This is a genomic window from Lysobacter fragariae, from assembly GCF_054779775.1.
On record NZ_BAAGXP010000011.1, the window covers coordinates 1 to 25,407 of the forward strand.

20 protein-coding genes and 2 pseudogenes are annotated in these 25,407 nt (G+C 67.4%); 11 read left to right on the forward strand and 11 right to left on the reverse strand.

Translation table 11 applies throughout. The annotated features are described in order from the left end of the window. Positions 1 to 269: 269 nt before the first annotated feature. Entirely contained in the window at positions 270 to 1,505 is a 1,236-nt protein-coding gene (gene tyrS, locus ACYVD7_RS10915; RefSeq protein WP_460762901.1) for a tyrosine--tRNA ligase, read from the reverse strand. Positions 1,506 to 1,770: 265 nt separating this feature from the next. Here tyrS and ACYVD7_RS10920 point away from each other — a divergent pair, with 265 nt between their 5' ends. Then, positions 1,771 to 3,207 (forward strand): peptidoglycan DD-metalloendopeptidase family protein, encoded by a 1,437-nt coding sequence (locus ACYVD7_RS10920; RefSeq protein WP_460762903.1) that lies wholly within the window; start codon positions 1,771 to 1,773, stop codon positions 3,205 to 3,207. Between the two features lie 155 nt (positions 3,208 to 3,362). After that, positions 3,363 to 4,490, forward strand: coding sequence for an anhydro-N-acetylmuramic acid kinase (locus tag ACYVD7_RS10925; protein WP_460762906.1), 1,128 nt, complete (start codon positions 3,363 to 3,365; stop codon positions 4,488 to 4,490). Between the two features lie 95 nt (positions 4,491 to 4,585). Here ACYVD7_RS10925 and ACYVD7_RS10930 read toward each other — a convergent pair. The 3 genes and pseudogenes from ACYVD7_RS10930 to ACYVD7_RS10940 all read right to left on the reverse strand — a co-directional run. After that, positions 4,586 to 4,798 (reverse strand): annotated as a pseudogene (locus ACYVD7_RS10930) (hypothetical protein); the annotation flags it as partial. A 90-nt stretch (positions 4,799 to 4,888) separates the two neighbouring features. Then, the gene (locus ACYVD7_RS10935) at positions 4,889 to 6,190 is read right to left on the reverse strand and encodes an AmpG family muropeptide MFS transporter (RefSeq protein ID WP_460762909.1); all 1,302 of its coding nucleotides are present in this window, start codon (positions 6,188 to 6,190) and stop codon (positions 4,889 to 4,891) included. After that, the gene (locus ACYVD7_RS10940) at positions 6,183 to 6,959 is read right to left on the reverse strand and encodes an exodeoxyribonuclease III (protein WP_460762911.1); all 777 of its coding nucleotides are present in this window, start codon (positions 6,957 to 6,959) and stop codon (positions 6,183 to 6,185) included. The genes ACYVD7_RS10935 and ACYVD7_RS10940 overlap by 8 nt, the downstream gene beginning before the upstream one ends. A gap of 191 nt (positions 6,960 to 7,150) precedes the next feature. On the opposite strand from ACYVD7_RS10940, the gene pyrE reads away from it, so the two are divergent. Both pyrE and ACYVD7_RS10950 read left to right on the forward strand, forming a co-directional pair. Then, positions 7,151 to 7,822, forward strand: a complete 672-nt coding sequence (pyrE, locus tag ACYVD7_RS10945; RefSeq protein WP_460762914.1) for an orotate phosphoribosyltransferase — start codon at positions 7,151 to 7,153, stop codon at positions 7,820 to 7,822. Positions 7,823 to 7,956: 134 nt separating this feature from the next. Next, positions 7,957 to 8,616 carry a hypothetical protein gene (locus ACYVD7_RS10950; protein WP_460762916.1) on the forward strand — a complete coding sequence of 220 codons (660 nt, stop codon included), beginning with the start codon at positions 7,957 to 7,959 and terminating at the stop codon, positions 8,614 to 8,616. A 257-nt stretch (positions 8,617 to 8,873) separates the two neighbouring features. Here the strand turns inward: ACYVD7_RS10950 and ACYVD7_RS10955 are convergent, their stop codons facing one another. From ACYVD7_RS10955 to coaBC, 3 genes and pseudogenes are all read right to left on the reverse strand, one after another. Further along, the gene (locus ACYVD7_RS10955; RefSeq protein ID WP_460762919.1) at positions 8,874 to 11,174 is read right to left on the reverse strand and encodes a phosphomannomutase/phosphoglucomutase; all 2,301 of its coding nucleotides are present in this window, start codon (positions 11,172 to 11,174) and stop codon (positions 8,874 to 8,876) included. Positions 11,175 to 11,201: 27 nt separating this feature from the next. Further along, positions 11,202 to 11,660, reverse strand: a complete 459-nt coding sequence (dut, locus tag ACYVD7_RS10960) for a dUTP diphosphatase (protein ID WP_460763407.1) — start codon at positions 11,658 to 11,660, stop codon at positions 11,202 to 11,204. 53 nt (positions 11,661 to 11,713) lie between these two features. Then, a pseudogene (gene coaBC, locus ACYVD7_RS10965) lies at positions 11,714 to 12,972 on the reverse strand (bifunctional phosphopantothenoylcysteine decarboxylase/phosphopantothenate--cysteine ligase CoaBC). A 200-nt stretch (positions 12,973 to 13,172) separates the two neighbouring features. On the opposite strand from coaBC, the gene radC reads away from it, so the two are divergent. The 5 genes from radC (at position 13,173) to ACYVD7_RS10990 (ending at position 17,947) form a co-directional block, all read left to right on the forward strand. Beyond that, the gene (gene radC / locus ACYVD7_RS10970; protein ID WP_460762921.1) at positions 13,173 to 13,847 is read left to right on the forward strand and encodes a RadC family protein; all 675 of its coding nucleotides are present in this window, start codon (positions 13,173 to 13,175) and stop codon (positions 13,845 to 13,847) included. 49 nt (positions 13,848 to 13,896) lie between these two features. Beyond that, the gene (locus tag ACYVD7_RS10975; RefSeq protein WP_460762923.1) at positions 13,897 to 14,232 is read left to right on the forward strand and encodes a GIY-YIG nuclease family protein; all 336 of its coding nucleotides are present in this window, start codon (positions 13,897 to 13,899) and stop codon (positions 14,230 to 14,232) included. A gap of 64 nt (positions 14,233 to 14,296) precedes the next feature. Then, entirely contained in the window at positions 14,297 to 16,000 is a 1,704-nt protein-coding gene (argS, locus tag ACYVD7_RS10980) for an arginine--tRNA ligase (protein ID WP_460762926.1), read from the forward strand. Between the two features lie 110 nt (positions 16,001 to 16,110). Beyond that, positions 16,111 to 16,947 carry an SPOR domain-containing protein gene (locus ACYVD7_RS10985; RefSeq protein ID WP_460762928.1) on the forward strand — a complete coding sequence of 279 codons (837 nt, stop codon included), beginning with the start codon at positions 16,111 to 16,113 and terminating at the stop codon, positions 16,945 to 16,947. Between the two features lie 247 nt (positions 16,948 to 17,194). Continuing rightward, the gene (locus ACYVD7_RS10990) at positions 17,195 to 17,947 is read left to right on the forward strand and encodes an SDR family NAD(P)-dependent oxidoreductase (protein ID WP_460762930.1); all 753 of its coding nucleotides are present in this window, start codon (positions 17,195 to 17,197) and stop codon (positions 17,945 to 17,947) included. A gap of 101 nt (positions 17,948 to 18,048) precedes the next feature. Here ACYVD7_RS10990 and ACYVD7_RS10995 read toward each other — a convergent pair whose 3' ends face one another. The 3 genes from ACYVD7_RS10995 to speA all read right to left on the reverse strand — a co-directional run bounded on the left by ACYVD7_RS10995 (position 18,049) and on the right by speA (position 21,439). Further along, positions 18,049 to 19,164, reverse strand: a complete 1,116-nt coding sequence (locus ACYVD7_RS10995) for an acyltransferase family protein (protein ID WP_460762933.1) — start codon at positions 19,162 to 19,164, stop codon at positions 18,049 to 18,051. A 110-nt stretch (positions 19,165 to 19,274) separates the two neighbouring features. Further along, the gene (locus tag ACYVD7_RS11000) at positions 19,275 to 19,553 is read right to left on the reverse strand and encodes a YciI family protein (protein WP_460762936.1); all 279 of its coding nucleotides are present in this window, start codon (positions 19,551 to 19,553) and stop codon (positions 19,275 to 19,277) included. Beyond that, the gene (gene speA, locus ACYVD7_RS11005) at positions 19,550 to 21,439 is read right to left on the reverse strand and encodes an arginine decarboxylase (protein ID WP_460762939.1); all 1,890 of its coding nucleotides are present in this window, start codon (positions 21,437 to 21,439) and stop codon (positions 19,550 to 19,552) included. The genes ACYVD7_RS11000 and speA overlap by 4 nt, the downstream gene beginning before the upstream one ends. A 259-nt stretch (positions 21,440 to 21,698) precedes the next feature. On the opposite strand from speA, the gene speE reads away from it, so the two are divergent. Continuing rightward, a complete protein-coding gene (gene speE, locus ACYVD7_RS11010; protein ID WP_460762942.1) occupies positions 21,699 to 22,547 on the forward strand; it encodes a polyamine aminopropyltransferase in 849 nt (282 codons plus the stop codon). 253 nt (positions 22,548 to 22,800) lie between these two features. After that, entirely contained in the window at positions 22,801 to 24,666 is a 1,866-nt protein-coding gene (locus tag ACYVD7_RS11015; RefSeq protein ID WP_460762945.1) for a diguanylate cyclase, read from the forward strand. Positions 24,667 to 24,894: 228 nt separating this feature from the next. On the opposite strand, the gene ACYVD7_RS11020 is transcribed toward ACYVD7_RS11015, so the two are convergent. Then, positions 24,895 to 25,233 (reverse strand): P-II family nitrogen regulator, encoded by a 339-nt coding sequence (locus tag ACYVD7_RS11020; protein ID WP_460762948.1) that lies wholly within the window; start codon positions 25,231 to 25,233, stop codon positions 24,895 to 24,897. Positions 25,234 to 25,407: the final 174 nt, after the last annotated feature.

The window sequence follows — 25,407 nt, forward strand, 5'->3', positions numbered from 1 at the left end:
GCACATCATACAGCGAATTTCCGGGCCGTCAACACCTCACCGCACCCTTTTTTCGCCTCCCCTGCCTCGCCGTTCTGCCCCAAAGAGCGTCCCGGTTGGCGGGGCGCGCATTGTGCACAGCTCCGCACAAATTGGGAAGGGGAAAAGCAAATTTTTTTGTGTGCCTGCTGATTTGCAAGGCAGTGATTGCATTTAGTCGCACTCATCCACCCTGCGGACTCCGTCTCCCGCCTGCTCTATCGCTTGCGGGGGAACGGAAGAGTCTCCGATCAGGCCGTAATCAGTCGAACGCGCGCGAACGTACGCTTGCCCACTGCGAGCACACCCTCAAAGCCCGGCGCGAACACGCGCTGCGCGTCCTCGAAGATTTCATTGTCCACGCGCACCGCACGCTCCTTGAGCTTGCGATTGGCTTCCGAGTTGCTCGGCATCAGGCCCGCAGCCGTGAGTAGTGCGGCGATACGCAGGCCTTCGGCCGGCACCACGACATCAGTGAGCGGCAGCGAAGCAATATCGCCCTCGCCACGCACGACGGCATTCCAGCCCGCCACAGCCGTTTCCGCTGCAGCTGCGCCATGGAAGCGCGCCGCCAGCTCACGCGCCAGGCGCAGCTTCAGATCGCGGGGATTCAGCACGCCGCCTTCGATATCACGCTTGAGCGAAGCCGCTTCGTCCATGGAAATCTCGAAGCTGAGCAGCTCGATCCACCGCCACATCAGCGCGTCGTCGATCTTCATCGTCTTGGTGACGATGTCGATTGCCGGCTCGTTGATGCCGATGTAGTTGCCGAGCGACTTCGACATCTTGTTGACGCCGTCGAGGCCTTCCAGCAACGGCATGGTCAGCACGATCTGCGGCGGCTGGCCGAAGTGCTCCTGCAGACCGCGCCCCATCAGCAGGTTGAACTTCTGGTCGGTGCCGCCGAGCTCGACGTCCGCCTTCAGCGCGACCGAATCGTAGCCCTGCACCAGTGGATACAGGAATTCGTGGATCGCGATCGACTGCTGCGCGGCATAGCGCTTGGCGAAGTCATCGCGCTCAAGCATGCGCGCGACGGTGTGCTGTCCGGCGAGCTTGATCATGTCGGCCGCCGACATCTGCCCGAACCATTCCGAATTGAAGCGGACTTCGGTCTTGTCGCGATCGAGCACCTTGAATACCTGCTCGGCGTAGGTCTGCGCGTTGGCGAGCACGTCCTCGCGGGTGAGCGGCTTGCGGGTGACGTTCTTGCCGGTCGGGTCGCCGATCATTCCGGTGAAGTCGCCGATCAGGAAGATCACCTGGTGGCCGAGGTCCTGGAACTGCCGCATCTTGTTGAGCAGCACGGTGTGGCCGATGTGCAGGTCGGGCGCGGTCGGGTCGAAGCCCGCCTTGATCCGCAGCGGACGGCCACCCGCTTTCATGGACGCCCTGAGTCGGGTTTCGAGCTCCTCGCGCTTGAGGATTTCGTCGGCACCGCGGGCGATCAGGCCCAAAGCGGCCTCGATTGAAGGTTGTTCAGACACGATTCAGATTCCAGAGGGCCTTGGAGCGGTCTGAATGCGACCGCTGGCGTGAATTTCGTTAGGTCGAAGTTAACACAGTGTTAAACCGCGCCGCGCGTCGAAAATCCTTTATCCGTCAATGATTTGACGCATACAGCTCACGTGTCTATGGTACGGCCTCAACACGTATCTCACGTGCGAAAAACGCTTTGTTTCCGCGGATTTGACGGCATGGAGGCCGATCCGGTCCAGCGGCAGGTCATGATCTTTTGGGGGATGACATTCCATGAGCAAGTCCGGAATCGGTGCGGAACGCCGTTTGCGCCTCGCGGCGCTGCGTGAAGCCGCCCTGCATCGCCCCGTGCTGGCCCGCCATCTGTCCGACGGCTTCAACGGCCGCTGGTCGCGTCGCCAGTGGGTCCAGGCGAGCCTGTTCGCCACCATCGGCATGCTCGTTGCGGCGATCGTACCGGGCTTTGGCCCGACCAACGACACGCCGGCCGCGACGCCGTTCCATTCCATGTCGCTGGCGCTGCCGCCGTTGCCGCTGGCGCGCCTGCGTGGCGAAACCGGCGACAGCTGGCAGGTCGTCCACGTGCAGCGCGGGCAGACCCTGGGCGCGCTGTTCCGGCAGTACGACATTCCCGCCTCCACGCTGGCCCGGATCCTCAAGCATCCGGGTGCGAAGGACGCGCTGACCCGCCTCAAGCCCGGCACCGAACTGGCGATCGACCTTCCGGTCGGCGGCCAGCTGCGTGCCTTCCGCTTCGATCGCGACGCCGATCACCGCGTGGAACTCACCCTGTCCGACGACAGCATCGCCGAGAAGGTGATCGAGCGCGCGACCCAGGCCCGCACGGTTGTGCTCAGCGGGAAGGTCGGGCGTTCGCTGTTCCGCTCGGCGCGCAAGGTCGGCCTGACCGCGGCCAACGTGAACACGCTGACCGACGACATCTTCAAGTACGACATCGACTTCAACGAGGACGTTGGTGCCAACGACCGCTTCAGCGTCGTGGTCGAGCAGTTCTGGCGCGATGGCGAGCTGGTGAGCACCGGTCCTGTGCTCGCGGCGACCTTCACCACCGGCGACAAGCTGCACACCGGCTTCCGCTTCGAGCGCAACGGCAAGTCCGAGTACTTCACCGGCGACGGCCGTCCGCTGAAGAAGACCTTCATCCGCATGCCGATTCCCTATGCGCGCCTGTCGTCGGGCTTCGGCAACCGCTTCCACCCGGTGCTGGGCCGCATGCGCATGCACAAGGGCGTCGACTACGCCGCCGGCACCGGCACCCCCATCCAGGCGGCAGGCGACGCGCGCGTGGCCTTCGTCGGCAAGCAGAACGGTTACGGCAACGTGGTGATCCTCGATCACGGCCGCGGTTACACCACGCTGTACGGGCACATGTCGCGCTTCGGCAAGGAGCGCGTAGGCCAGCGCATCGCGCAGGGCACGGTGATCGGCTACGTCGGCAGCACCGGCCTGGCTACCGGTCCGCACCTGCACTACGAATTCCGAATCAACGGCGTTCACCGCAACCCGCTGTCGATCACGATGCCGCCGCCGGAGCCGCTCAGCGGCGTGGCCCTGGCGCAGTTCCGCCAGCAGACCAACGTTGCGCTGACGCGCATCCGCAAGGTCGAGAACATCATCTACGCCGACGTGTCGCCCGAGCCGAAGAAGCAGGTCGCACTGGCTTCGGGCAAGTCCGGCAAGAAGGGCTGATACACCCGCCGGGTCTGCCGGCAACCCAGACACAAGCGCGTCGGCCTGGCCGGCGCGCTTTTTTGTTGGTCGGCTTTTGAGGGGCGCACTTGTTGGGCGAGCTTCGGGCGCGCCTTGTCGGGCAAAGCAATCGAGGCCGACACTACAATCGGCGCATGCCCAATGAATCGAAGCTGTTCCTCGGCCTGATCTCCGGCACCAGCGCGGACGGTATCGATGCCGCACTGGTGCGCTTTGGCGATGTCCACTGCGAACTCGTCCATGGCCACACCTGCGCGTGGCCCGACGACCTGCGTGTGCGGCTGGTCGCGCTGGGACAGGGTGGCGCGGCGGATTCTATCGACGAGATCGGCACGCTGGACGTTCGCATCGGCGAACACTTCGCGCAGGCCGCGCTGCAGCTGATCGCCGATGCCGGCATTAGCCGCGAGCAGGTTCGCGCGATCGGCTCGCACGGACAGACCGTGCGGCACCGGCCGGCGGGCGCGGCATTCGATGGTGCGCATCCCTTCACGATGCAGCTCGGCGATGCGCACGTGATCGCCGAGCGCTGCGGCATCGACACGGTGGCGGATTTCCGTCGCCGCGACGTCGCCGCCGGCGGCCACGGCGCGCCGCTGCTGCCGGCGCTGCACAACGCCCTGCTGCACAGCGCCGACGAGGATCGTGCGGTGCTCAACCTGGGCGGCATCGCCAATTTCACGCTGCTGCCGCGAACGGGCGACGTGCGCGGCTTCGACACCGGGCCGGCAAACGCACTGATGGACGCGTGGTGCGCGTTGCACACCGGGCGTGCGTTCGACGCCGGTGGTGAATTCGCGGCGCAGGGCCGCGTGGACGAGGCGTTGCTGGCGCGGCTGCTGGCCGAGCCGTGGTTCGCGACACCACCGCCCAAAAGCACCGGGCGCGAGATCTTCCAATTGGCATGGGTGCGTTCGCGCCTGAGTGGTGATGAAGCCGCGGCCGATGTGCAGGCGACGCTGCTGGAACTGACTGCGCGCACCGTCGCCGATGCGTTGCGCATGACCCAGCCCGGAACCCAGCGGGTCATGGCCTGCGGGGGCGGTGTCCACAACGCCGGACTGCTGCGCGCGATTGCCGCGAACCTGCCGGGCGTGGTGGTCGAATCCACGGCCGCGCACGGCGTGGACCCGGACTTCGTCGAGGCGATGGGTTTCGCGTGGCTGGCGCGGCAGGCGCTGGCAGGTTTGCCGGGCAACCTGCCCAGCGTCAGCGGCGCGCGCGGACCGCGCGTGCTCGGCGTGCTTTACCCGGGTTCCTGACCCGGGAAGTTGATCGTCGCGAAGCTCATGTCGAGCTTGGGTTCGTCCAGGTCCTTCGGGCGCTCGACCCGGCCGATCATGGCGAAGCCCGGGTCGCTGGGGACGCCTTCCAGCGCGGCGATCGCGGCCTTGAGTGCGTCGTTGTCGTTATCGCTGAAGCGGACATTGATATCGGCTTCGACCACGAACAGGCCCTGCTCGAGCAGGTGCTGCAACGTTTGCGGAAGGGTCCAGCGACGCGCGTCGGCGACCCGGCGGATGCGGTCCGCCAGGACGGGGTCGATGTCGCGAAGGACGATTTCTGTCATCTGCCTGATGCTGGCACGGGTTGTCGGTGGCGCCAATACCCCGGGATATTACCGCCCCGACGGTTGCGGCGCCGGTCAGGTGGCGTCCGCTCAGCCCGCGGATCGGGTGGCCTCGTCGGCGCCGCGGAAGCGCGGCCACAGGTAGACGAACAGCAGCGTCGCCGGCAGCACCGCGAGCGTGGCGATGATGAAGTAGCTGCCGTACCCGGTGGCCTCGACTATCCCGCCGGCGAACACGCCCAGCACCTTGCCGGGCAGGTTCACCATCGAGCTCAACAAGGCGTACTGGGTCGCGGTGTGCTGGCGGTTGACCAGCGACGACAGGAACGCGACCGCCGCGGTACCGAGGAACCCCAGGCTGAGGTTCTCCGCCGAAATCACCAGGGTCAGCGCGGCGATATCGCCATGGTGGCCGGTCAACCATACGTACAGCAGGTTGCAGCTGGCGCACAGCACGATCGAGCTGATCAGCGGGCGGCGCACGCCCCAGCGCGCAATCGCCGCGCCCGCAAGGAATACGCCGAGGATGCCCATGCCGATGCCATATCCCTTGGTCACCGTACCAATCACGCTCTTGGTGAAGCCCATGTCGATGTAGAACGGACTCATGATCCCACCGACCAGCGCCTGCTCGGGGATCTTGAACAGCAGGATGAACAGCAGCGTCAGCGTCGCGGTCTGCCAGCCGTAGCGGCGGAAGAAGTCGGTGAACGGTTCGGCCACGCTCTCGTGCATCCACTGCGACCAGCTGGAAGGACGGGTGCGGATGACATCGGGCTCACGCGCGACCAGGGTGACGGCGACCGGCAGCAGCATCAGCAACGCCATCAGCTGGTACACGCCGCTCCAGGACATGTGGTCGGCCATGATCAGCGCGACCATGCCGGTCACGATCAGCGCGATGCGGTAGCCCAGCGAATAGGTCGCCACCAGCGCGCCCTGCGACGACGGCGGGGCGATCTCGATGCGGTAGGCATCCACCGCGATGTCCTGGGTCGCGCCGGCAAACGCCACCAGCAATGTGAAGGCGACAAACGCACCCAGTTGCGCGGGCGTCACCAGCGCCATCAGCAGCAATCCGACCACGACGCCAATCTGCGCCAGCAACAACCAGCTGCGGCGCTGCCCCAGCCGCGCCAACAGCGGCAGGCGCGTGTGGTCGAGCAGCGGCGCCCACAGGAACTTGAGCGCGTACGCCATGCCCGCACTGGCGATGACGGTGATTTCCTTCAGCTCGATGCCGTGGTCCTTGAGCCAGTACGCCAGCGTGCCGGCGACCAGCAGGAAGGGCAGCCCGGAGGCGAAGCCGAAGAAGAACATCGTCCATGCGGCCGGCTGGGTGAAGGCCTTCCACACCGATGGCTTGGCCGGCTTGCTGGCGGCGTCATTCATGCAGGTAATCCACGGCAAATGGGGCGTGATCGGAGAATCGCGGCGCGGGATGGACGGCGCAAGCCTTCAGCCGATCGCGCAGCGACGGGGTGACGAACTGATAGTCGATGCGCCAACCGACATTGTTGGCGCGCGCGGCGCCGCGGTTGCTCCACCAGGTGTAGTCCTCACCGGTCTCGTGCAGGTGGCGGTAGGCGTCGACCCAGCCAGCGTCGGGGGCGCACAGGCCGTTGAGCCAGTCGCGTTCGGCGGGCAGGCAACCGGAATTCTTCTGGTTGCTGCTCCAGTTCCTGATATCCAGGCGGCTGCGCACGATGTTCCAGTCGCCGCACAGCACGTAGTCGCGGCCGGAAGCCAGCCACTCGCGCAGGATCGGCGCCAGCCAGTCCATTACTTCGAACTTGAACCCCTGGCGCTCCTCTCCGGAGGAGCCCGACGGAATGTAGAAGGACACCACACTGAGGTTGCCGAAACGCGCCTCGATGTAGCGGCCCTCGTCGTCGAAGGGCGCCCAGCCCATCGCGGTGCGGACCTCGTCGGGCTCGCGGCGCGAATAGATCGCCACGCCGCTGTAGCCTTTCTTCGTGCTGGCGTCCTTGAAGAACGCGCGGTAGCCGTCGGGGCGGAAAGTGGGATCGGCCAACTGGTGCTCCTGCGCCTTGGTTTCCTGCAGGCACAGCACGTCAGCATCCTGTTGGGCGAACCAGTCGAAGAAGCCCTTGGTCGCGGCCGAACGCAGGCCGTTGGCGTTGAAACTGATGATGCGCATGGGCGATCGGAAATCGGGAAGGGAATGAGACTAACCGATCCCCATGCGGGCATCCCGTGCCCATCGTGCGAAACAGCCGTGGCTGAGTCGATGGCCGCACGACAGCGCCACCGCATGTGTGGCGTACGAATGCATCGTGAGCGATCGCGTTCTGCCTTACGATTTCCCCACGCCCCTCCCGGTTCCCCACCTTGAACGACCATCGCACCCGCTTCCTGCAACTCGCCCTGCGCGCCGACGCGCTGCGCTTTGGCGACTTCACCCTCAAGTCCGGGCGCCAGAGCCCATACTTCTTCAACGCCGGGCTGTTCAATTCCGGCGCGCTGATGGCGGAACTGGCGACGTGCTACGCCGATGCGATCGACGCGCACGGCGTTGCCGGCTCGATTGGGGATTTCGACCTGGTCTTCGGCCCGGCCTACAAGGGCATCCCGCTCGCCACCGCGCTGGCATGCGAGTACGCCCGGCGCGGCCGCGACCTGCCCGTCGCCTTCAACCGCAAGGAAGCCAAGGCGCATGGCGAGGGCGGCACCCTGATCGGCGCGCCCCTGACCGGCCGGCGCGTGCTGATCGTCGACGACGTCATCACCGCGGGCACCGCGATCCGCGAGGCGCTGGGCATCATCGGCAACGCCGGCGGCACCGTGGCGGGGATAGTGATAGCCCTGGATCGCCAGGAAGCGGTTGACCCCAGCGTATCGCGACGCTCCGCGGCACAAACTGTCGCGGACGAACAAGGTCTGCCGGTGATTCCGGTCGCCACGCTGGGCGACCTGCTCGCATTCGCCGGCGACCGTGCGGAACTGGCCACGCAGCGCGATCGGCTGCTTGCCTATCGCGCCCAATACGGCTGCATCGGATAGGGAGCGAGCGAGGCAGCCGACGCCCAGGTCGCCCGTCGATCCGTCCGTCGCAATCGCCTTGCATGGGCGGAAAGGCGATGGCCTGATACTTGCAAGCTGCCATCCAAGCCGCCGAAAAGCGGCAGGGAGCTGAAATGAACAAGTTGCAGGTTTCCGTCGCGATGGCGTTGCTGGCCATGACCGCCGCAACCCCGACCGTCGCCCAGGAAAAGGGCAAGAAGCTGTATTGCTGGAACGAAGGCGGCCGCAAGGTCTGCGGCGACGCCCTTCCGGCCAATGCGGCCGACGCCGCGCGCACCGAGATCAGCGCCAAGAGCGGGCTGGCCACTGCCACCGTTAGCCGCGCATTGACACCCGAGGAGCGCGCTGCCGCTGCGCAGCAGGCCAAGACCGCCGAGCAGGAGCAGCTGGCCATTGCCGCCCAGCGCATGCGTGAACATGCGATGGCCGAGTCCTATAACACCGAGGACGACCTGCGCCGCGCGTTCGGCGAGCGCATCGCACTGCTCGACGACTCGATCCGTGCGTCGCAGTTGAGCATTGGCGGCCTGCGCCAGAGCCTGCTCAGCCTGCTGCGCCAGGCCGGCGAGGCTGAACTGGCCCGCAAGCCGGTATCGGCTGCGATAGCCGGGAACATCCAGAAGCAGCACGCCGAGCTGATGCGCCAGCAGGCCATGCTGGTCACCCACCGCCAGAATCGCAGCGAGATCGACGTCGAACTCGAGCACGCGCTGCAGACCTATCGTGAGCTGAAGGCGCCCAAGGGTCCGGCACCGACGTCGACGCAAGGCTGAGTGGATGCACAGGGTGCGCCGCGACCGGCGCACTCATGCGCCGTGCTGTTGAACGCGTGCCGGGCGGATCTCGGCACTACGGGAGCTACTGCAGCCCGGCACCCCCGCCTCCGCGGCCGTGAAAGCGCTGGCCGACTCCCCTCAAGCCGTGAGTGCCGAGCTCTGCCCGGCACCGCATGCCCCCACAGCGAACGCTGTCGAACAATCACGGCATCGATCAATGCGTCCCGCACGCAATCGCATGCGGGACATTCGACTCAGAACGGCAGCATCAGGTCGGGCTTGAGCGCGAGCAGCTGCTCGCGGAAGGCCGCCTGGATACGCTGCAGGGCCGCCTGGCTGTCGGCATCGAAGCGCATCACCAGCACCGGCGTTGTGTTGGACGCGCGCACCAGGCCCCAGCCGTCGGGGAAGTCCACGCGCAAGCCATCGATGGTGGACAGTCGCGCGCCTTCGAACTTCGCCGCGCCGCGGAAGCGCTCGACGAAGCTGTGCGGATCGCCGTCGGGCGCATCGACCTTGATCTCCGGCGTGGAGATGCCATTGGGCAGCGCGTTGAGCGTGCTGGTCGGCGAATCCGGTTGCACCGCCAGGATCTCGAGCAGGCGCGCGGCGGCGTAGATGCCGTCATCGAAACCGTACCAGCGTTCCTTGAAGAAGAAGTGGCCACTCATCTCGCCGGCCAGTTCCGCACCGGTTTCGCGCATCTTCGCCTTGATGAGGGAATGGCCGGTCTTCCACATCAGCGGACTGCCGCCGTAGCGCAGGACGTGGCCCGGCAGGCGGCCCGTGCACTTCACGTCGAAGATGATCTGTGCGCCGGGGTTGCGCTCCAGCACGTCGCTGGCGAACAGCATCAACAGGCGGTCGGGGAAGATGTTCTGGCCGTCGCGCGTAACCACGCCAAGGCGATCGCCGTCGCCGTCGAACGCGATGCCCATGTCCGCGTCCAGGCGCTCGACCATGCGGATCAGGTCGGTCAGGTTTTGCGGCTCACTCGGGTCGGGATGGTGGTTGGGGAAGGTGCCGTCGATCTCGCAGTACAGCGGGGTCACGTCGGCGCCGATCGCGGCCAGCACGCGCGGCCCCAGGTCGCCGGCCACGCCATTACCGGCATCGACGACCACCCTCAGCGGGCGGTCGATCTGCACGTCGCCGGCGATACGCTGGACGTAGTCCTCGCCGATGTCCTGGAAGCGCACGTTGCCTGAAGCATCCGCCTTGTACAGGCGGTCCTCGGCGATGCGCTCGTAGAGGTCGGTGATGGCGTCGCCGGAGAGCGTCTCACCGCCCACGACTATCTTGAAGCCGTTGTAATCGGGCGGATTGTGGCTGCCCGTCACCGAAACGCAGGACCCGGCACGCAGGTGGTACGCGCCGAAATACACCACCGGCGTGGGGGCCATGCCGATGTCGATGACGTTGCGGCCGGCCTTGCGCAGACCGTTGATCAGACCTTCGGTGAGCTCCGGGCCGGACAGGCGTCCGTCGCGGCCGACCACGATGTCCAGCAGGCCCTGCTGCTGCATCACCGAACCGATCGACTGGCCCAACAGCTCGGCGATGCCCACGTCAAGGCTCTTGCCGACCACGCCGCGCACGTCGTAGGCGCGGAAGATGCCCTTGTCGATGACGACTGTGGGCTTTTCCGCCGGCTTCTCCGGCACCGGCGGGGGCGCCTGCGCCACGAGGGCCGGGCCCATCTGGCCTAGGGTCTGTTCGTCATCCATCAGTTCCACGGACGCCGCTTGGCGGTGGCCCAGCTTCGGGAAGAACCAGGCCAGCGCCGCCAGCAGGCCCAGCACCACCATCGCGATCGCGCAGGCCAGCCAGCCCAGGCCGAATGGCCCGCCGGCGATGTCCGACACGGCCGCCGCCACGCGCAGGTCGCTGCCCGGGACCTTGACGGCCATGGACTCGGCGCCGCCCGACAGCGAGGTGTCACCGACTTCGACGAGGGTGGACCCGCCCTGGCGCAGGGCCAGGTAGGTATCGCCAGGCACCGCGGCGTGTTCGATGCGCTCACTGACCTTGATCATCGGCAGGCGCACGCTGGCTACGCCGATCACCTTGCCGGCCAGGGTCACCGGCGCCGCCAGCGCCAGGCGGTTGTTGCCGCCCGGATCGCGGACTACCCACGACACCGGCTTGTCGGTGGCCAGGGCGGCCTCCATCGAAGCGAGGCGACCGAACCCGGTCTTCGGCAGCCCGGCGTACGCAGGGTCGAGGTCAGGTGGCAGCACTTCGCCGTCACTGGCACCGCCCCAGCCAGCGGTCAGCTGTTCGCCTGCCTGGAAGAAATCATTCGCCGCCAGCGCCGACTGCACCGCCGGCAGCGCGAGCTGGGCCGCGAACTGCTTCTCCTCCGCGGCCAGGACCTGCTGCGCAGCCTGCACGGCCGCGTCGCGCGCCTGCGCCACCGAGTCCCGGCGCATGCTGTCGCGGTATTGCACGTAGGCGCTCCAGCCGAACCACAGCGCCAGTACCGCCAGCACCGCCGCGGCGATCATGCCCAGCAGCCTGGTCTGCGCCGCGGAGAGGGATTTCTTGTCGGTCATCATCGTTTCCTGTCGTCGCCGTCGCGCTCAGCGCACGCCGGTATGCCCGAAGCCACCGGCACCGCGTGCGCTGGCTTCGAATTCGTCCACCACCTGCAACCGCGCCCGCACGATCGGCAGCACTACCAGCTGCGCGATGCGGTCCCCGGGCTGCATCGTAAAAGCCTCGCGACCGCGATTCCACACGCTGATCATCAGCGGGCCCTGGTAATCGGCATCGATCAGCCCGGTGCCATTGCCCAGCACGATGCCGTGCTTGTGACCCAGTCCCGAGCGCGGAAGGATCACCGCGCACATCGCCGGGTCGCCGACATGGATGGCCAGTCCGGAGGGCACCAGCGCGGCATCGCCGGGCGCCAGCGTCAGCGCCTGCTCCAGCGCCGCGCGCAGGTCCAGGCCCGCGCTTGCCGGCGTGGCGTAATCGGGCAGCGGCCATTGCGTGCCGAATCGCGCGTCGAGGATTTTCAGTTCCAGCGTGTGGTGCATTGGCGCCTGTCGTTTGAGGTTGTTGTCGCCGGGCATTGCCCCGACGGTCGGATTCAGGACACCAGTCGCGCCGCAATCAAAGCTAGCAAGTTGTCTGCCAGCTCGGTTTTCGGCGCCGGTCCCAGGGCGCGTTCGAAGCCGCCGGGGCCGTAGACCACCAGCGCGTTGTCGTCGGATTCGAAGCCGCTGCCCGCCATGCCGACGCGATTGGCGGCAATCAGGTCCAGTCGCTTCTTCTCCAGCTTGCCGCGCGCGTATTGCTCCACGTGGTCGGTTTCAGCGGCGAACCCGACCACCAGCCGGGGCCGGCGCGGGTGGCGGGCGACGTCGGCCAGGATGTCGGGCGTGCGCACCAGCTCCAGCGTCAGCGTGTCCATGCCGGCCTGTTTCTTGATCTTGCCGGGCGCCATGTGCCGCGGGGTGAAGTCGGCCACCGCGGCAGCGCCGATATAGATGTCGCAGGAGGGCGCCGCCGTTGTCGCGCCCAGTTCGCCGATCACCGCCGCATGCATCTGCGCGGCGCTGCGCACGTCGATGCGGTTGACCCCGGCTGGGGTCGACAGGGACACCGGCCCGGCCACCAGCACCACGTCCGCGCCACCGCGCGCCGCCGCGTCGGCGATGGCGAATCCCATCTTGCCGCTGCTGCGGTTGCCGATGAACCGGACCGGATCGATATCCTCGAAGGTGGGCCCGGCGCTGACCAGGATGCGCAGTCCTGCCAGGCTCATCGCTTCGTCCCGGACTGCGCTTCGACGATTGCCCCGACGATTGCCTCAACAATCGCCTCCGGCTCACTCAACCGGCCCGGGCCCGATTCGCCTTCGGCGAGGGGACCGTCTTCCGGTCCCACCACCTGCACGCCGCGCGAACGCAGCGTGGCCATGTTGTCCTGGGTCGCCGGATGCAGCCACATGCGATGGTTCATCGCCGGGCATACGGTCAACGGCGCAGTGGTCGCCAGGCACAACGTGGTGACCAGGTCGTCGGCGAACCCGTGCGTCAGCTTGGCCAACGTGTTGGCGGTGGCAGGCGCGATCACGATCCGATCGGCCCAGCGCGCCAGTTCGATATGCCCCATCGCGGCTTCCGCCGCTGCGTCCCACAACGACGTGCGGACCGGAAAGCCCGACAGCGCCTGGAAGGTCGGCGTGCCGACGAAGCGGGTCGCTTCCTCCGTCATCGCCACCTGCACCGTCGCCCCGGCGTCGCGCAGGCGGCGGACCAGCTCGGCAGCCTTGTAGGCCGCGATGCCGCCGCATACGCACAGCAGGATCCGTTGGCCGGCAAGGCGGGTGGGGTGGTCGGCCATCGGGTCAGGAAATTCCTACGGCGAATCGGGCGTTTAGCTTAACCGAAGCCGGGAATCCGCCCGATCCTCCTAAAGGCGTCGCATCTGCACGATGGACACGTCATCCCGGCGCGGCACACCCCTCCTGTCCGGTGCCCATCCCCGTCGCGCCGGGATGGCGCTGGTCTTTCCTCATCGCCCCCTCCTCCTCGACGGTTCCCATGCACATCCGCGACTGGCCCGCCGCCGAACGCCCCCGCGAAAAACTGCTGTCACGCGGTGCAGGCGCCCTCTCGGACGCGGAACTGATCGCGATCTTCCTGGGGTCGGGCGTGCGCGGGCTCGACGCGGTCGCCACCGCGCGCGAGCTGCTGGCCACCCACGGCCCCCTTCGCGCGCTGCTGGAACGCCCGCCCAAAGAATTGCGGAAGCTGCGCGGACTCGGCGCCGCTCGCGCTTGTGCGCTGGCTGCAGCGCTGGAACTGGGCCAACGGATGCTCCACGCCGAGCTGGAACGCGGTGCCGCCCTGGGCGATCCGCAATCGGCCGGCCGCTACTTCGCCCAGCGTCTGCGTGGTTTTCCGCACGAAGTATTCGCGGCGCTGTTCCTGGACACCCGCCATCGCGTCATCGCGTTCGAGGAACTGTTCCAGGGCACGCTGGACGGCGCCGAGGTTCACCCACGCGAGGTGGTCCGGCGCGCACTGGGCCACAACGCTGCCGCGGTGATCGTGGCGCACAACCACCCCAGCGGGAATCCGGAACCCTCGGCCGCCGATCGAGCGGTGACGGCACGGCTCAAGCAGGCGCTGGCGCTGGTCGACCTGCGGCTGCTGGACCACTTCGTGATCGGCGACGGCCCGCCGGTGTCGCTGGCGGCGCGCGGCTGGGTGTGAACCCTGTCGTTCCGAACGAAGTGAGGGACCTGCTTTGCAGCGTCGGCTCATGACCAGAACCTACTACGTCTACCTTCTGGCAAGCCGCTCCCGCGCGCTCTACAGCGGCGTCACGAGCGACCTGATGCGCCGGGTCTTCGAGCACCGCCAGCACCTCGTGCCGGGCCACACCGCCCTATATCGCATTGATCGACTCGTCCACTTCGAGGCGACGGACGATGTCCACACGGCCATTGCCCGGGAAAAACAACTCAAAGGCTGGCGGCGGGACAAGAAGATCGCGCTGATCGAGAGCGGCAACCCTAAGTGGGTCGACCTCGCGGCCGAATGGTTTGCGGGGCCAGCTAACAGCAGGTCCCTCACTGCGTTCGGGACGACAGGCTGAGGCGAGGTAGGCCCCTCCCACCCTCGCGTACAATGCCCGACCCGCTCTACCGCTAGAAATCCCTGTGAAATCCACCCTCCGCGACCTCGTTGCGGCCGCCATCGATTCCCTGCGCGCCGCCGGCACCCTTCCGGCCGATCTGGCCACGCCCGATTTCGTCATCGAGCGCCCGAAGAGCCGCGCCCAGGGCGACTTCTCCAGCAACGCCGCGATGCTGCTGGCGAAGCCGGCCAAGTCGAACCCGCGCGCTATCGCGCAAGCACTCGTCGACGCACTGCCGGTGAACGATGCGATCGCCAAGGTCGAGATCGCCGGCCCCGGCTTCATCAATTTCTTCGTCGCCGAGAGCGCGTGGCGTGCACGGGTCGGCGAGGTACTCGCGCAGGGCGCGCGCTACGGCCGCAACGAATCCGGCAAAGGCCACTGCGCCGGTGTCGAATACGTTTCCGCCAACCCGACCGGCCCGCTGCATGTCGGCCACGGCCGCGCCGCGGTGATCGGCGACTGCATCGCGCGCGTGCTCGATGCCAACGGCTGGGACGTGAAGCGCGAGTTCTACTACAACGACGCCGGCGCGCAGATCAACAACCTCGCCATCTCGGTGCAGGCGCGTGCGCAGGGTCGCGGCCCCGACGACGCCGGCTGGCCGGAAGACGGGTACCGCGGCGACTACATCGTCGATGTCGCCAATGCCTACCTGCGCGGCGACAGCGTGGAAGTCGAAGGCCACACCGTGGTCGGCGCGAAGGATCCGGACGACCTCGATGCGAACAATCTCGACAAAATCCGCCAGTTCGCCGTCGCCTACCTGCGTCGCGAGCAGAACGGCGACCTGGCCGCCTACGGCGTCGGCTTCGACGTGTACTTCCTCGAAAGCTCGCTCTACACCAGCGACAAGGTCGAGGAGACCGTGCGCGAGCTGATCAAGCACGGCCACACCTACGAGGAAGGCGGTGCGCTGTGGCTGCGCACCACCGATTTCGGTGACGACAAGGACCGCGTGATGCGCAAGTCCGACGGCACCTATACCTACTTCGTGCCGGACGTCGCCTACCACCTGTCGAAGTGGCAGCGCGGCTACGAGCGCGCGATCACCGAACTCGGCGCCGACCACCACGGTTCACTGAACCGCGTGCTTGCCGGCCTGCAGGCGCTCGACTGCGGCATCCCCAAGGGCTGGCCGGAGTACGTGCTGCACCAGATGGTCACGGTGATGCGCGGTGGCGAGGAAGTGAAGCTGTCCAAGCGCGCCGGCAGTTACCTCACGCTGCGCGACCTGGTTGAGGAAGCCGGCCGCGACGCGGTGCGCTGGTTCCTGATCGCGCGCAAGCCCGATTCGCAGCTCACCTTCGACATCGACCTCGCACGCAGCCAGTCGATGGACAACCCGGTGTACTACGTGCAGGTCTCGCACGCGCGCATGCATGGCCTCACCCGCCAGCTCAGGGAGCGCGGCCTGGCATTCGACCAGGCCAATGGCCTGGCGCAACCGCTGGCCGTGGACGACGACAGCGCCCACGAACTGGTGACGACGCTGCTGCGCTATCCCGACGTGGTCGAGATGGCCGGCCGCGATCTGGAACCGCACCAGATCGCCGTCTACCTGCTGGAACTCGCGCAGACCTTCCAGACGTATTACAACGACCACCAGTTCCTCGTCGACGACGCCAACCTGCGCGACGCCCGCCTCGTGCTGGCGCTGGCGACGCGACAGGTGCTGGCGAACGGGCTGGAACTGCTGGGTGTGAGCGCGCCGGAAGTCATGTGAGTGGCGTGACGCCATTGACGGCGTGATCTGAGCAGCATTCTGTAGCCGCGTCCGCGGACGCAGATGCCAACAATTTTCAACGGGCGACAACGCCCTGGGGCAGGACGAAAGTGGCAGCAAAGCGTGGCAAGTCGCAGGCGCGACGCAACAACGGCGGTGGCGGCAACGGCAGCATTCCCGCGTGGGCGTGGATGGTGCTCGGCGGCCTGCTCGTGGTGGTGGTGATCCTGGTCGCGCCGAAGTACCTCAAGGCCGGCGGCGGCGACGGCTTCTTCCGTCCGCAGCCCAATCCCGACGCGCAGCCGGTGCCGGTGGCCTCCGACGAGGACGCCGTGGCGCCCGAAGGCAGCGTGCCCACCGCAAAGCCCGACAAGTCCGGCAAGGACAAGGGCGACGCCAAGGACGAAGGCCCCGAATACGACTTCTACACCCTGCTCCCCGGCAAGGAAGTGCCGCTGAGCGACGCCGAACTGGCTGCCACCGAGCACGCCGAAGCCCAGCGCCAAGCCGCGCAGGCCAAGCGCGACGCCGCCGCCGACAAGGCGGACACCACTGCGCACCCGGATGCGGCCGACGCCGCCCTGCCCAAGCCGGTCGACAGCGGCGCCGACACGCCGCACACCGCGCCGACGCCAACCCAGGTCGCCGATGCCACGCCGTCGCGCGCTTCTTCTGCGACCACGACGGCCGCCAAGCCCGACAGCGTCGATGCCAACGTCCGCTACCTGCTCCAGGCCGGCGCGTTCCAGGCATCCAGCCAGGCCGAGGAACTGAAAGCGAAAATCGCCCTGCTCGGTCTCGGCGCCCGCGTCGAATCCGCGCAGATCAGCGGCAAGACCGTGTACCGCGTGCGCATGGGGCCGTACGGCACTGCCAGTGATCTCGCCGAAGCCAAGCGCAAGCTCTCGTCCGGTGGACTGCCGGCGATGGCGATCAAGGTGAAGTAACAAGGCGTCGCGTCGACGGCGCCGTTGTCGCCGACCCGGTACTTAAGTCACACGTTTCAATCGTCCGGCTTGAATTGGCCAGTTTCGATCGGGAAGGCCTGAACAACCCTAGTCCTGTCATCCCGAGCGTAGCGAGGGATCTGTTTTCCCCAGCAAGGCAGCAGATCCCGCGCTACGCCCGGGATGACATTTGAGTTGTTCAGAGGTTCCTTAGCTAGTTTCAATCAGGCACTTCAGGAGCACGACGTTGACCCAGACCGCCTTGATCACCGGTGCGACTTCCGGCTTCGGCGCCGCCACGGCGCGGCGCTTCGTCCAGTCGGGATGGCGGGTCGTCGTCACCGGTCGGCGCGCCGATCGCCTGCAGGCACTGGTCGACGAGCTGGGTAGCGCGAACGCGCATGCCGCCGTCTTCGACGTGCGCGATGCCGATGCGATGAACGCCGCGATCGATGCGTTGCCGGATGCCTTCCGCGGCATCGACCTGCTGGTCAACAACGCCGGTCTCGCCCAGGGCACGCTGCCGGCGCAGAAGGCCGACCTCAGCGACTGGCAGACGATGATCGACACCAACATCACCGCGCTGGTCACGCTGACACGGCGCGTGCTGCCGACGCTGATCGAGCGCCGCGGCGCCATCGTCAACATCAGCTCGACCGCAGCGACTTATCCCTACACCGGCGGCAACGTCTACGGCGGCACCAAGGCCTTCGTCAGCCAGTTCTCGCTGGGGCTGCGCAGCGACCTGCACGGCACCGGTGTGCGCGTGACCACGCTGGAACCGGGCATGGCCGAAACCGAGTTCACCCTGGTCCGCACGCACGGCGACCAGGCCGCGTCCGACGCGCTGTACAAGGGCGCGCAACCGATGACCGCGCAGGACATCGCCGACACGATCCACTGGATCGCCACCCTGCCGCCGCACCTCAACATCAACCGCCTGGAAATGATGCCGGTGAGCCAGTCGTTCGCCGGCTTCCAGGTCGCGCGCGAGGCGTAGGACAAGGTCTCGACCCGCCGGTTAGCAGTCGCGACGGCGTGGTCTAGATCAATCTCCGTGCTTCCCGGCAGCCACGATGGCGGGTCGAGACCCGCCCTACGTCAGGCCGCGTCCACCGCCGCACCCGCGGGGAGCGGTTTCCGGTCCAACAGCCAACCACGCAGCTTCAACCCCGGTCGTTCGACCGCGTAATGCACGATCGCACCGCCCAGCAGGCTTGCCGCCGCAAACACCGCGAACGCCAACAGCCCCTTGCCGTCCAGCGCTTCGCCGAACTGCAGGTCGACCAGGTGGAACACCGCCTTGTGGACCAGGTACAAGCTGTACGAAATCGCCGCCAGCCAGCCCGCGCCCGGCACGCGCCAGCGCCCGATCCAGCCCGTGCGCTGTGCGCCGGCGAACACCAGCATCGCCAGGCCCAGCGACAGGACCGGCCAGCCGATCGCATTGCCCATCAGGCCCGTGCGTTCGCGGAACAGCCACATCGCCAGCGCGACCACTGCCAGCCCCGCCAGCAGCACGCCGTTCGCCCGGGTCGCCCAGCGCTGCCATGCGTGCGGGCGGTAGACCTTGAACAGCGCGAGCATCACGCCCGCCAGCAGTCCATCGAGGCGACACCAGGTCGGGTAGTAAATGTCCTCCACGAACCAGTTGCGCGCCGGCGCCAGCGCGTCGTCGTGCAGCCACACGCTCGTGCGGATCGCGATCCCGGCCAGCACCACGCCTGCGCACGCGATCCACACCTTGCGCGATGAAGGCCGTCGCGCCAGCCACCAGGCCAGCAACGGGAACAGCAGGTAGAAATGCTCCTCCACGCACAGCGACCACGCGTGCGAGAACGCCTGGTTGCTGGTGTAGTCGATCGTCAGGTTGAGGGTGAAGGTGGCGAACTTCCACCACGGTTCCAGCCCCGGCGCCTCGCGGAAATCCGCGACCGCGACGTACAGCAGCAGCACGACCAGGAACGCCGGCAGGATGCGGAACGCGCGGCGCAGGTAGAAGTCGCCGAACTGCAGTTTTTCGCCGCGCGCGAGCGGCGCCAGCACCTGCCCGCCGATCAGGAACCCGCTGAGCACGAAGAACAGGTCCACGCCCATCCAGCCGAAGCGCGACAGCCACTGCCAGTGCTCGCCCAGGCCGCCGACGAGGAAGGAGTGGAACAGCATCACCCAGACGATCGCGAGCGCGCGTAGCAGGTCGAGTCCGGGCAGTCGCATTGCATTTCGTCCGTGATGAAGGGGCGCCATCGTGCCAAAAACCGCGGCGCTTGTGCGCGCTTTCCTGCGCTCGTTGCGTGCCTCGCTCATGGCCAGCGCGGAAAATCGCGCTACTTCGCGTGCCACTCGTAGACGGTGACCTGCGACGCTCCGGTGGTGTGCACCGGGTCGTCGAAGGCGATCGCCGTGGCTTCGTCGAGGTCATGGGCCCGCACGATGTACGCGCCGCCGCTCTTGTCGCCGAACGGTCCCGCCAGCTCGAGCCGCCCGCGTTCGCGCAGCCGGTCCAGGTGCGCGTAGTGCGGCGCGATCACGCCGGGATCGAACCGCGGCGTGCGCAGGGTCAGGACCAGGTAACGCTTCAGGCCCGCGTCGTCCGCCGCGGTCACGCCAGCGGTTCGTCACTGAGGTAGGTGTACGCGGTCAGCCCGGCTTCCAGCGCGGCATCCATCCGCGCGGCTTCGTCCGCCGCGAGGTGCGCCGCTGCGACCTTGCCGCGGTACGCCGCGCGCAGGTCGGCGAGCTTGTAGCCAACGTAGTCCAGCATCACGTCGGTGGTGTCGCCGCGACGCTGCTGGCTCATCGCATAGCCGTCGCCGTCGATGTGGACTTCAACCGCGTCCGTGTCGCCGAACAGGTTGTGGATGTCGCCGAGGATTTCCTGGTACGCGCCCACCAGGAAGAACGCCAGCCGATACGACTCGCCATGCCTGAGCGCATGCAGCGGCAACGAGGTGTCCAGGCCTTCGGTCTCGACGTAGGTGTCGATCTTGCCGTCGGAATCGCAGGTCATGTCGGCGATCACGCCGCGCCGCGTCGGCTGCTCGTCCAGGCGGTCGATCGGCGCGATCGGGAACACCTGGTCGATCGCCCACACGTCGGGCATCGATTCGAACACGCTGAAGTTGACGAAGTACTTGTCGACCAGGCGATCGTTGAGTTCGTCGAGCAGGTCGCGGTGGCTCTTTTCCTCGAAGCTGAGGCGCGCGCGCACGGCATGGGCGATCGCGTAGAACAGATCGTCGATGCGGGCGCGGTGGGTCAGGTCGATCTGGCCCAGCGCATAGAGGGACAGGCCTTCGCTGTGGTGGTGCTGCGCTTCGTGGAACAGCTCGACGGCCGGACGCGAGTCGAGCTCGCCGTGGATCTCGCGCAGGTGGCGGATCACCGCCGGCTCGTCGTCGTGCTCGTCGGGCACGCGGCCTTCCGGGGCCTGTTCGACTTCGGACACGTTCGCGACCAGCACCGCGTGGTGCGCGGTCATCGCGCGGCCGCATTCGGTGATCACGCGCGGCGGCGCCAGGCCGTATTCCTCGCAGGCTTCGGCCAGCGGCTGGACGATGCTGGAGGCGTACTGGTTCACGCCGTAGTTGATCGAGCAGTAGCTGCGCGAACGCGTGCCTTCGTAATCGATACCCAGGCCGCCACCGACGTCCATGTAGCGCACTTTCGCGCCGAGCACGGACAGTTCGACGAAGTAGCGCGTCGCCTCGCGCATGCCGTTGGCGATGTCGCGGACGTTGGAGATCTGCGAGCCCATGTGGAAGTGCAGCAGGCCAAGGCAGTCTTCCATGCCGTTGTCGCGCAGCTCCTTCCACAGGTCGAGCACCTGGCGCGGCGAGAGCCCGAACTTGGCCTTGTCGCCACCGCTGTTCTGCCACTTGCCCGCGCCGAGCGAGGCCAGGCGCATGCGCACTCCCAAGCCGGGCTTCACGCCCAGTTCGCGTGCTTCCTCGATGATCAGCGGCAGCTCGGACGGCTTCTCGACGACGATGTAGGTCTCGAGCCCGAGCTTGCGGCCGATCAGGGCCAGGCGGATGTATTCGCGGTCCTTGTAGCCGTTGCAGACGATCAGCCCGCCGGGACGGCTCAGGGCGAGCACCGCCATCAGTTCCGGCTTGCTGCCGGCCTCCAGGCCGAAGCCCTCGCCGTGGTGCGACGCCAGCGTGCCGGCAACGCCCTGGTGCTGGTTGACCTTGATCGGATAGACCGCGGTGTAGCCGCCGGCGTAGTCCCAGTCGGTCATCGCCTGGGCGAAGGCACCCTGCAGCTTGCGCAGGCGGTCACCGAGGATGTCCGGGAAGCGGACGAGCAAGGGCAGCTTGGCGCCCTGCGCGCGGGCCTTGTCGATGACCTCGGGCAGCGGGATCTGCGGCCCCTGCGGCCCGCGCGGTGCCACGGTGATGCGGCCGGCCGCATCGACGTCGTAATAACCCTCCGACCAGTGCGGGATCGAATAGGTCTTGCGGGCTTGGTCGAGCGACCAGGCGGTCATCGGCGTGCTTCCTTCGGCGAACAGAGGGGAAAACCGGGATTTCCGGGGCGAACAGGCGCGCATTGTAGGGCCGCCCGCGGGTGATCCACAGTGCTGGCACTGCGGGGGCCGCGTGCGCGGCCTGGACAGAAGGGCCACTGCGTCTTGTTGTTGGATCCCGGGGTACGGTCGCCGTGCCCACCACCGACCGTGTTCCCCGCATTCGCTACAACGCATTCGCTACAATCCGCGCCCCACTTCGCCCCACGGAAGCACGCCCATGACCGCCCCCACCTGGCACTACGAGAACTTCGAGCGCGCCGGCTCGGCCATCGGCTACCGGATCACCAAGAAGCTGGACGAGGTGCAGTCGCCGTTCCAGTTCATCGAGATCTTTGAATCCACCGACTGGGGCAACCTGATGCTCATCGACGGCGCGATGATGCTGACCACGCGCGACAACTTCCTCTACCACGAGATGATGTCGCACCCGGCGCTGTTCACCCATGCCAATCCGCGGAACGTGGTGATCATCGGCGGCGGCGACTGCGGCACGCTGCGCGAGGTGCTCAAGCACCCGGGCGTCGAGAAGGCGGTCCAGTGCGACATCGACGAGCAGGTCACGCGCATGGCCGAGAAGTGGTTCCCGGAACTGTGCGATTCCAACAACGATCCGCGCGCCGAACTGATGTTCGACGACGGCATCGCCTACATGGCCAATTGCGCGCCCGGCAGCGTCGACATCGTGATCGTCGATTCCACCGACCCGGTCGGCCCGGCCGAGGGCCTGTTCAACAAGTCTTTCTACGAATCCTGCTTCCGCGCGCTCAAGGACGACGGCATCCTGGTGCAGCAGTCGGAGTCGCCGCTGGTCCTGCTCGACCTGATCAAGGAAATGCGCGGCGAGATGGGCAAGGCCGGCTTCACCACCTTCAAGACCCTGCCGTTCCCGCAGCCGTGCTACCCGACCGGCTGGTGGAGCGCGACGCTGGCGAAGAAGTCCGGCGGCTTCGAGTTCCGCGAAGCCGATGCCCGCGCCAAGCTGTTCGACAGCAAGTACTACAGCGCCGACATCCATCGCGGTGCGTTGGTGGCGCCGCCGTTCGTGGCCGCCGCTCTGGGCGAGTAAGCCCCGCCGGCCGTCTGTCCCGGGCGGCGCTGTTGCTGGATCGATCGCCGTCCGTCCGCGGAAGGCCCCGCTGCTGGCGGATCGCTGCCCGCCGATCCCGGTGGGCGCCATCGCGCCTCCAGACTGCTGAAACCGTCTCATTGCCGCGCTGGACCCCTGTGTTACGTTGCCGGGCGGACGATCGTGCTGTCACGGTCGCCTGCGCTCGATCCGGGGGGATGTCTTGCGCGCACGGGGGTTGCTGCCGCTACTGATGACCTTGGGCTGGCTTGCGTCCGCGGACGTGCCGGCCCAGGTGGCATTGGCAGCCGGGCCCGACCCCAAGCAGTTCGACAAGCTGGTCGAGGACGTCGAACGCGGCGACGTGGTGGTCACCAGCACCCCGGAAATCCGCGACATCATCTCCCGCATCGACGCGCTGCGACCGAAGGACGACCCGCCGCGCGAGCTGCGCCTGCGCGCCTTCCGCTGCGACTACGACGACCTGGGCCCGCCCAGCGCCGGACTGGCCTACGCGCGCGCCGGCATGGCCGACGCGGTGCGGGCGCACGACGTCGGCAACCAGATCCGGTTCGGCCTGTGCGAGGCCAGCTACATCGACGGCACCGGCCAGATGAGCCAGTCGCTGGTCCCGGTGGAGGCCGCCCTGACCCTGGCCCGCAGACACAACGAACCGCGCCTGCTGGCGCAGGCCCTCACCCACCGCGGCAGCCTGCGCTCGTTGCGCGGCGAACAGGCGGCGGCACTCGTGGACATGCTGGAGGCCCAGCGCGTCTACGCCCACGCCGGCCTGGACAAGGAAGCCGAGTCCACCCTGCAGGACATCGCCGTCGCCTATCGCCGCATGGGCGACTACGACAAGGCGATGGACTACCTGCGCCAGAGCATCGCCTTCGCCGAACGCGAAGGGGTCTGGAGTTCGTTGACGGTATCGCTGCTGCAGACCGCCTTCCTGCACCAGGACCGCGGCCAGCAGGACGAAGCCCTGGCCGTGCTCCGGCGCGTGCTGGAAATCTCGGCCGAGCACAGCATCGACTACGACGCCGCGGCCGCGCAGCTGGCCATGGCGCAATCGCTGGTCAAGAAGGGCGAATTCGACCAGGCGTTGCTGGCGCTGTCGGCGGCGCGGCACGGCTTCGACCTCAAGGGCGACCGCTCCAACGACGGCATGCTGCACCTGGTGCAGGGACAGCTGCTCGCCGGCCAGGGCGACCACGCCACTGCGCTGACCCACTACGACGAATCCGCCCGCGCGTTCAGCGCCGACACCAACCTGCGTTACCTGGTCGAGCTGTACGAAGCGCGCGCCCAAAGCCACGAGGCGCTGGGCAACTACCGCGCGGCGATGGATGACCTGAAGCTCGAACGCACCGGACGGCAGAAGCTCAACGACGACAGCCGCACCCAGCAGTCATTGCTGCTGCAGTACCAGTTCGACACCGCCCGCCGCGACCTGCAGAACGCCCAGCTCCAGGCCGACAGCCGGGCCCAGCGGCAACGCCTGGACGCGATCGAACGCGCCAGCCATTGGCAGTTGGCAGCGCTGATCAGCAGCGCGCTGCTGCTGGCCCTGCTGCTGGGCCTGCTGTGGCGGCAGCTGCGGCGCATGCGTCGCATCAACGCGCTGGCCCTCACCGATGCACTGACCGGCGTGGCCAATCGCCGCCACATCGAAGTCGCTTCCCGCGAAGCCGTCGCCTACGCCCGCGCCAACAACACGCCGCTGGCGGTGCTCACCTTCGACCTGGACTGGTTCAAGCGCATCAATGACAGCCACGGCCACGCCGCCGGCGACCTGGTGCTTGTGCGCGTCACCCGCGCCTGCGAAGCGGTGCTGCGCCAGAACGACCTGCTCGGCCGCATTGGCGGCGAGGAGTTCGTCACCCTGCTGCCGAACACACCCGTGGAGGCGGCCACTCACGTCGCCGAACGCCTGCGCGACGCCGTCGCCGGGCTGGACCTGTCGGACATTGCCGCCGACCTGTCCGTGACCATCAGTGTCGGCCTGGCGATGCTGCGCCCCGGCGACGACGGCGTGCACGACGTCATCGACCGCGCGGACATCGCGCTGTACCGCGCGAAGGAAGGCGGCCGCAACCGGGTGGACTCGGAAGTCTGAGTGTTTTGCCGCGACGTCGGCATCAGGCACCCGCAACCACTGCGGCATGCGCGCCGCCACCTGGGCCGGACTCCGCGGACAAACGCAATCGGTGCAGCGGCTGCCGTCGGGGCGATCCGAAATCGCCAGTACGAATGCAATCGACGCGACCGGACGCCGGTCCGAACGGATTGCTACCGCCTCGACCGTGATCCACGGCTGGCGCGCCTGTTGCGCGCCACGACGCGACTACAACGCGTCGCCGTCCATCTCGCCGGTGCGGATCCGCACTACGCGATCGAGCTCCCAGACGAAGATCTTGCCGTCGCCGATCTTGCCGGTGCCCGCGGCTTTCATGATCGACTCGACGACCACGTCGACCTGGTCGTCGGTGACGGCGACTTCCAGCTTGATCTTCGGCAGGAAGTCCACGACGTACTCGGCACCGCGATAGAGCTCGGTGTGGCCCTTCTGGCGCCCGAAGCCCTTGACCTCGGTGGCGGTGATGCCGGCGACGCCGGCTTCGGCCAGCGCTTCGCGCACGTCGTCGAGCTTGAACGGCTTGATCACCGCCATGACCATCTTCATCGCAACTATCTCCTGTTACTGCGGCGAGGATAAGCCGCGCGGGCAGGATCGGCGAGCGCGGGAGGCGTTCGCAGCTTGGCCGCGGCATGCCGTCTCGTCGTGATCATTCCCCTACCAACGGCGTAGGGCGGGTCTCGACCCGCCATCCGCCATCCCGCAACTCCATCGCCACGC

Coding starts and splice junctions, on each gene's coding strand:
- ACYVD7_RS10920 (WP_460762903.1), top strand. CDS start 1,771: ATGAGCAAGTCCGGAATCGGTGCGGAACGCCGTTTGCGCCTCGCGGCG.
- ACYVD7_RS10925 (WP_460762906.1), top strand. CDS start 3,363: ATGCCCAATGAATCGAAGCTGTTCCTCGGCCTGATCTCCGGCACCAGC.
- ACYVD7_RS10935 (WP_460762909.1), bottom strand. CDS start 6,190: ATGAATGACGCCGCCAGCAAGCCGGCCAAGCCATCGGTGTGGAAGGCC.
- ACYVD7_RS10940 (WP_460762911.1), bottom strand. CDS start 6,959: ATGCGCATCATCAGTTTCAACGCCAACGGCCTGCGTTCGGCCGCGACC.
- ACYVD7_RS10950 (WP_460762916.1), top strand. CDS start 7,957: ATGAACAAGTTGCAGGTTTCCGTCGCGATGGCGTTGCTGGCCATGACC.
- ACYVD7_RS10955 (WP_460762919.1), bottom strand. CDS start 11,174: ATGACCGACAAGAAATCCCTCTCCGCGGCGCAGACCAGGCTGCTGGGC.
- dut (WP_460763407.1), bottom strand. CDS start 11,660: ATGCACCACACGCTGGAACTGAAAATCCTCGACGCGCGATTCGGCACG.
- radC (WP_460762921.1), top strand. CDS start 13,173: ATGCACATCCGCGACTGGCCCGCCGCCGAACGCCCCCGCGAAAAACTG.
- ACYVD7_RS10975 (WP_460762923.1), top strand. CDS start 13,897: ATGACCAGAACCTACTACGTCTACCTTCTGGCAAGCCGCTCCCGCGCG.
- ACYVD7_RS10995 (WP_460762933.1), bottom strand. CDS start 19,164: ATGCGACTGCCCGGACTCGACCTGCTACGCGCGCTCGCGATCGTCTGG.
- speA (WP_460762939.1), bottom strand. CDS start 21,439: ATGACCGCCTGGTCGCTCGACCAAGCCCGCAAGACCTATTCGATCCCG.
- speE (WP_460762942.1), top strand. CDS start 21,699: ATGACCGCCCCCACCTGGCACTACGAGAACTTCGAGCGCGCCGGCTCG.
- ACYVD7_RS11015 (WP_460762945.1), top strand. CDS start 22,801: ATGACCTTGGGCTGGCTTGCGTCCGCGGACGTGCCGGCCCAGGTGGCA.
- ACYVD7_RS11020 (WP_460762948.1), bottom strand. CDS start 25,233: ATGAAGATGGTCATGGCGGTGATCAAGCCGTTCAAGCTCGACGACGTG.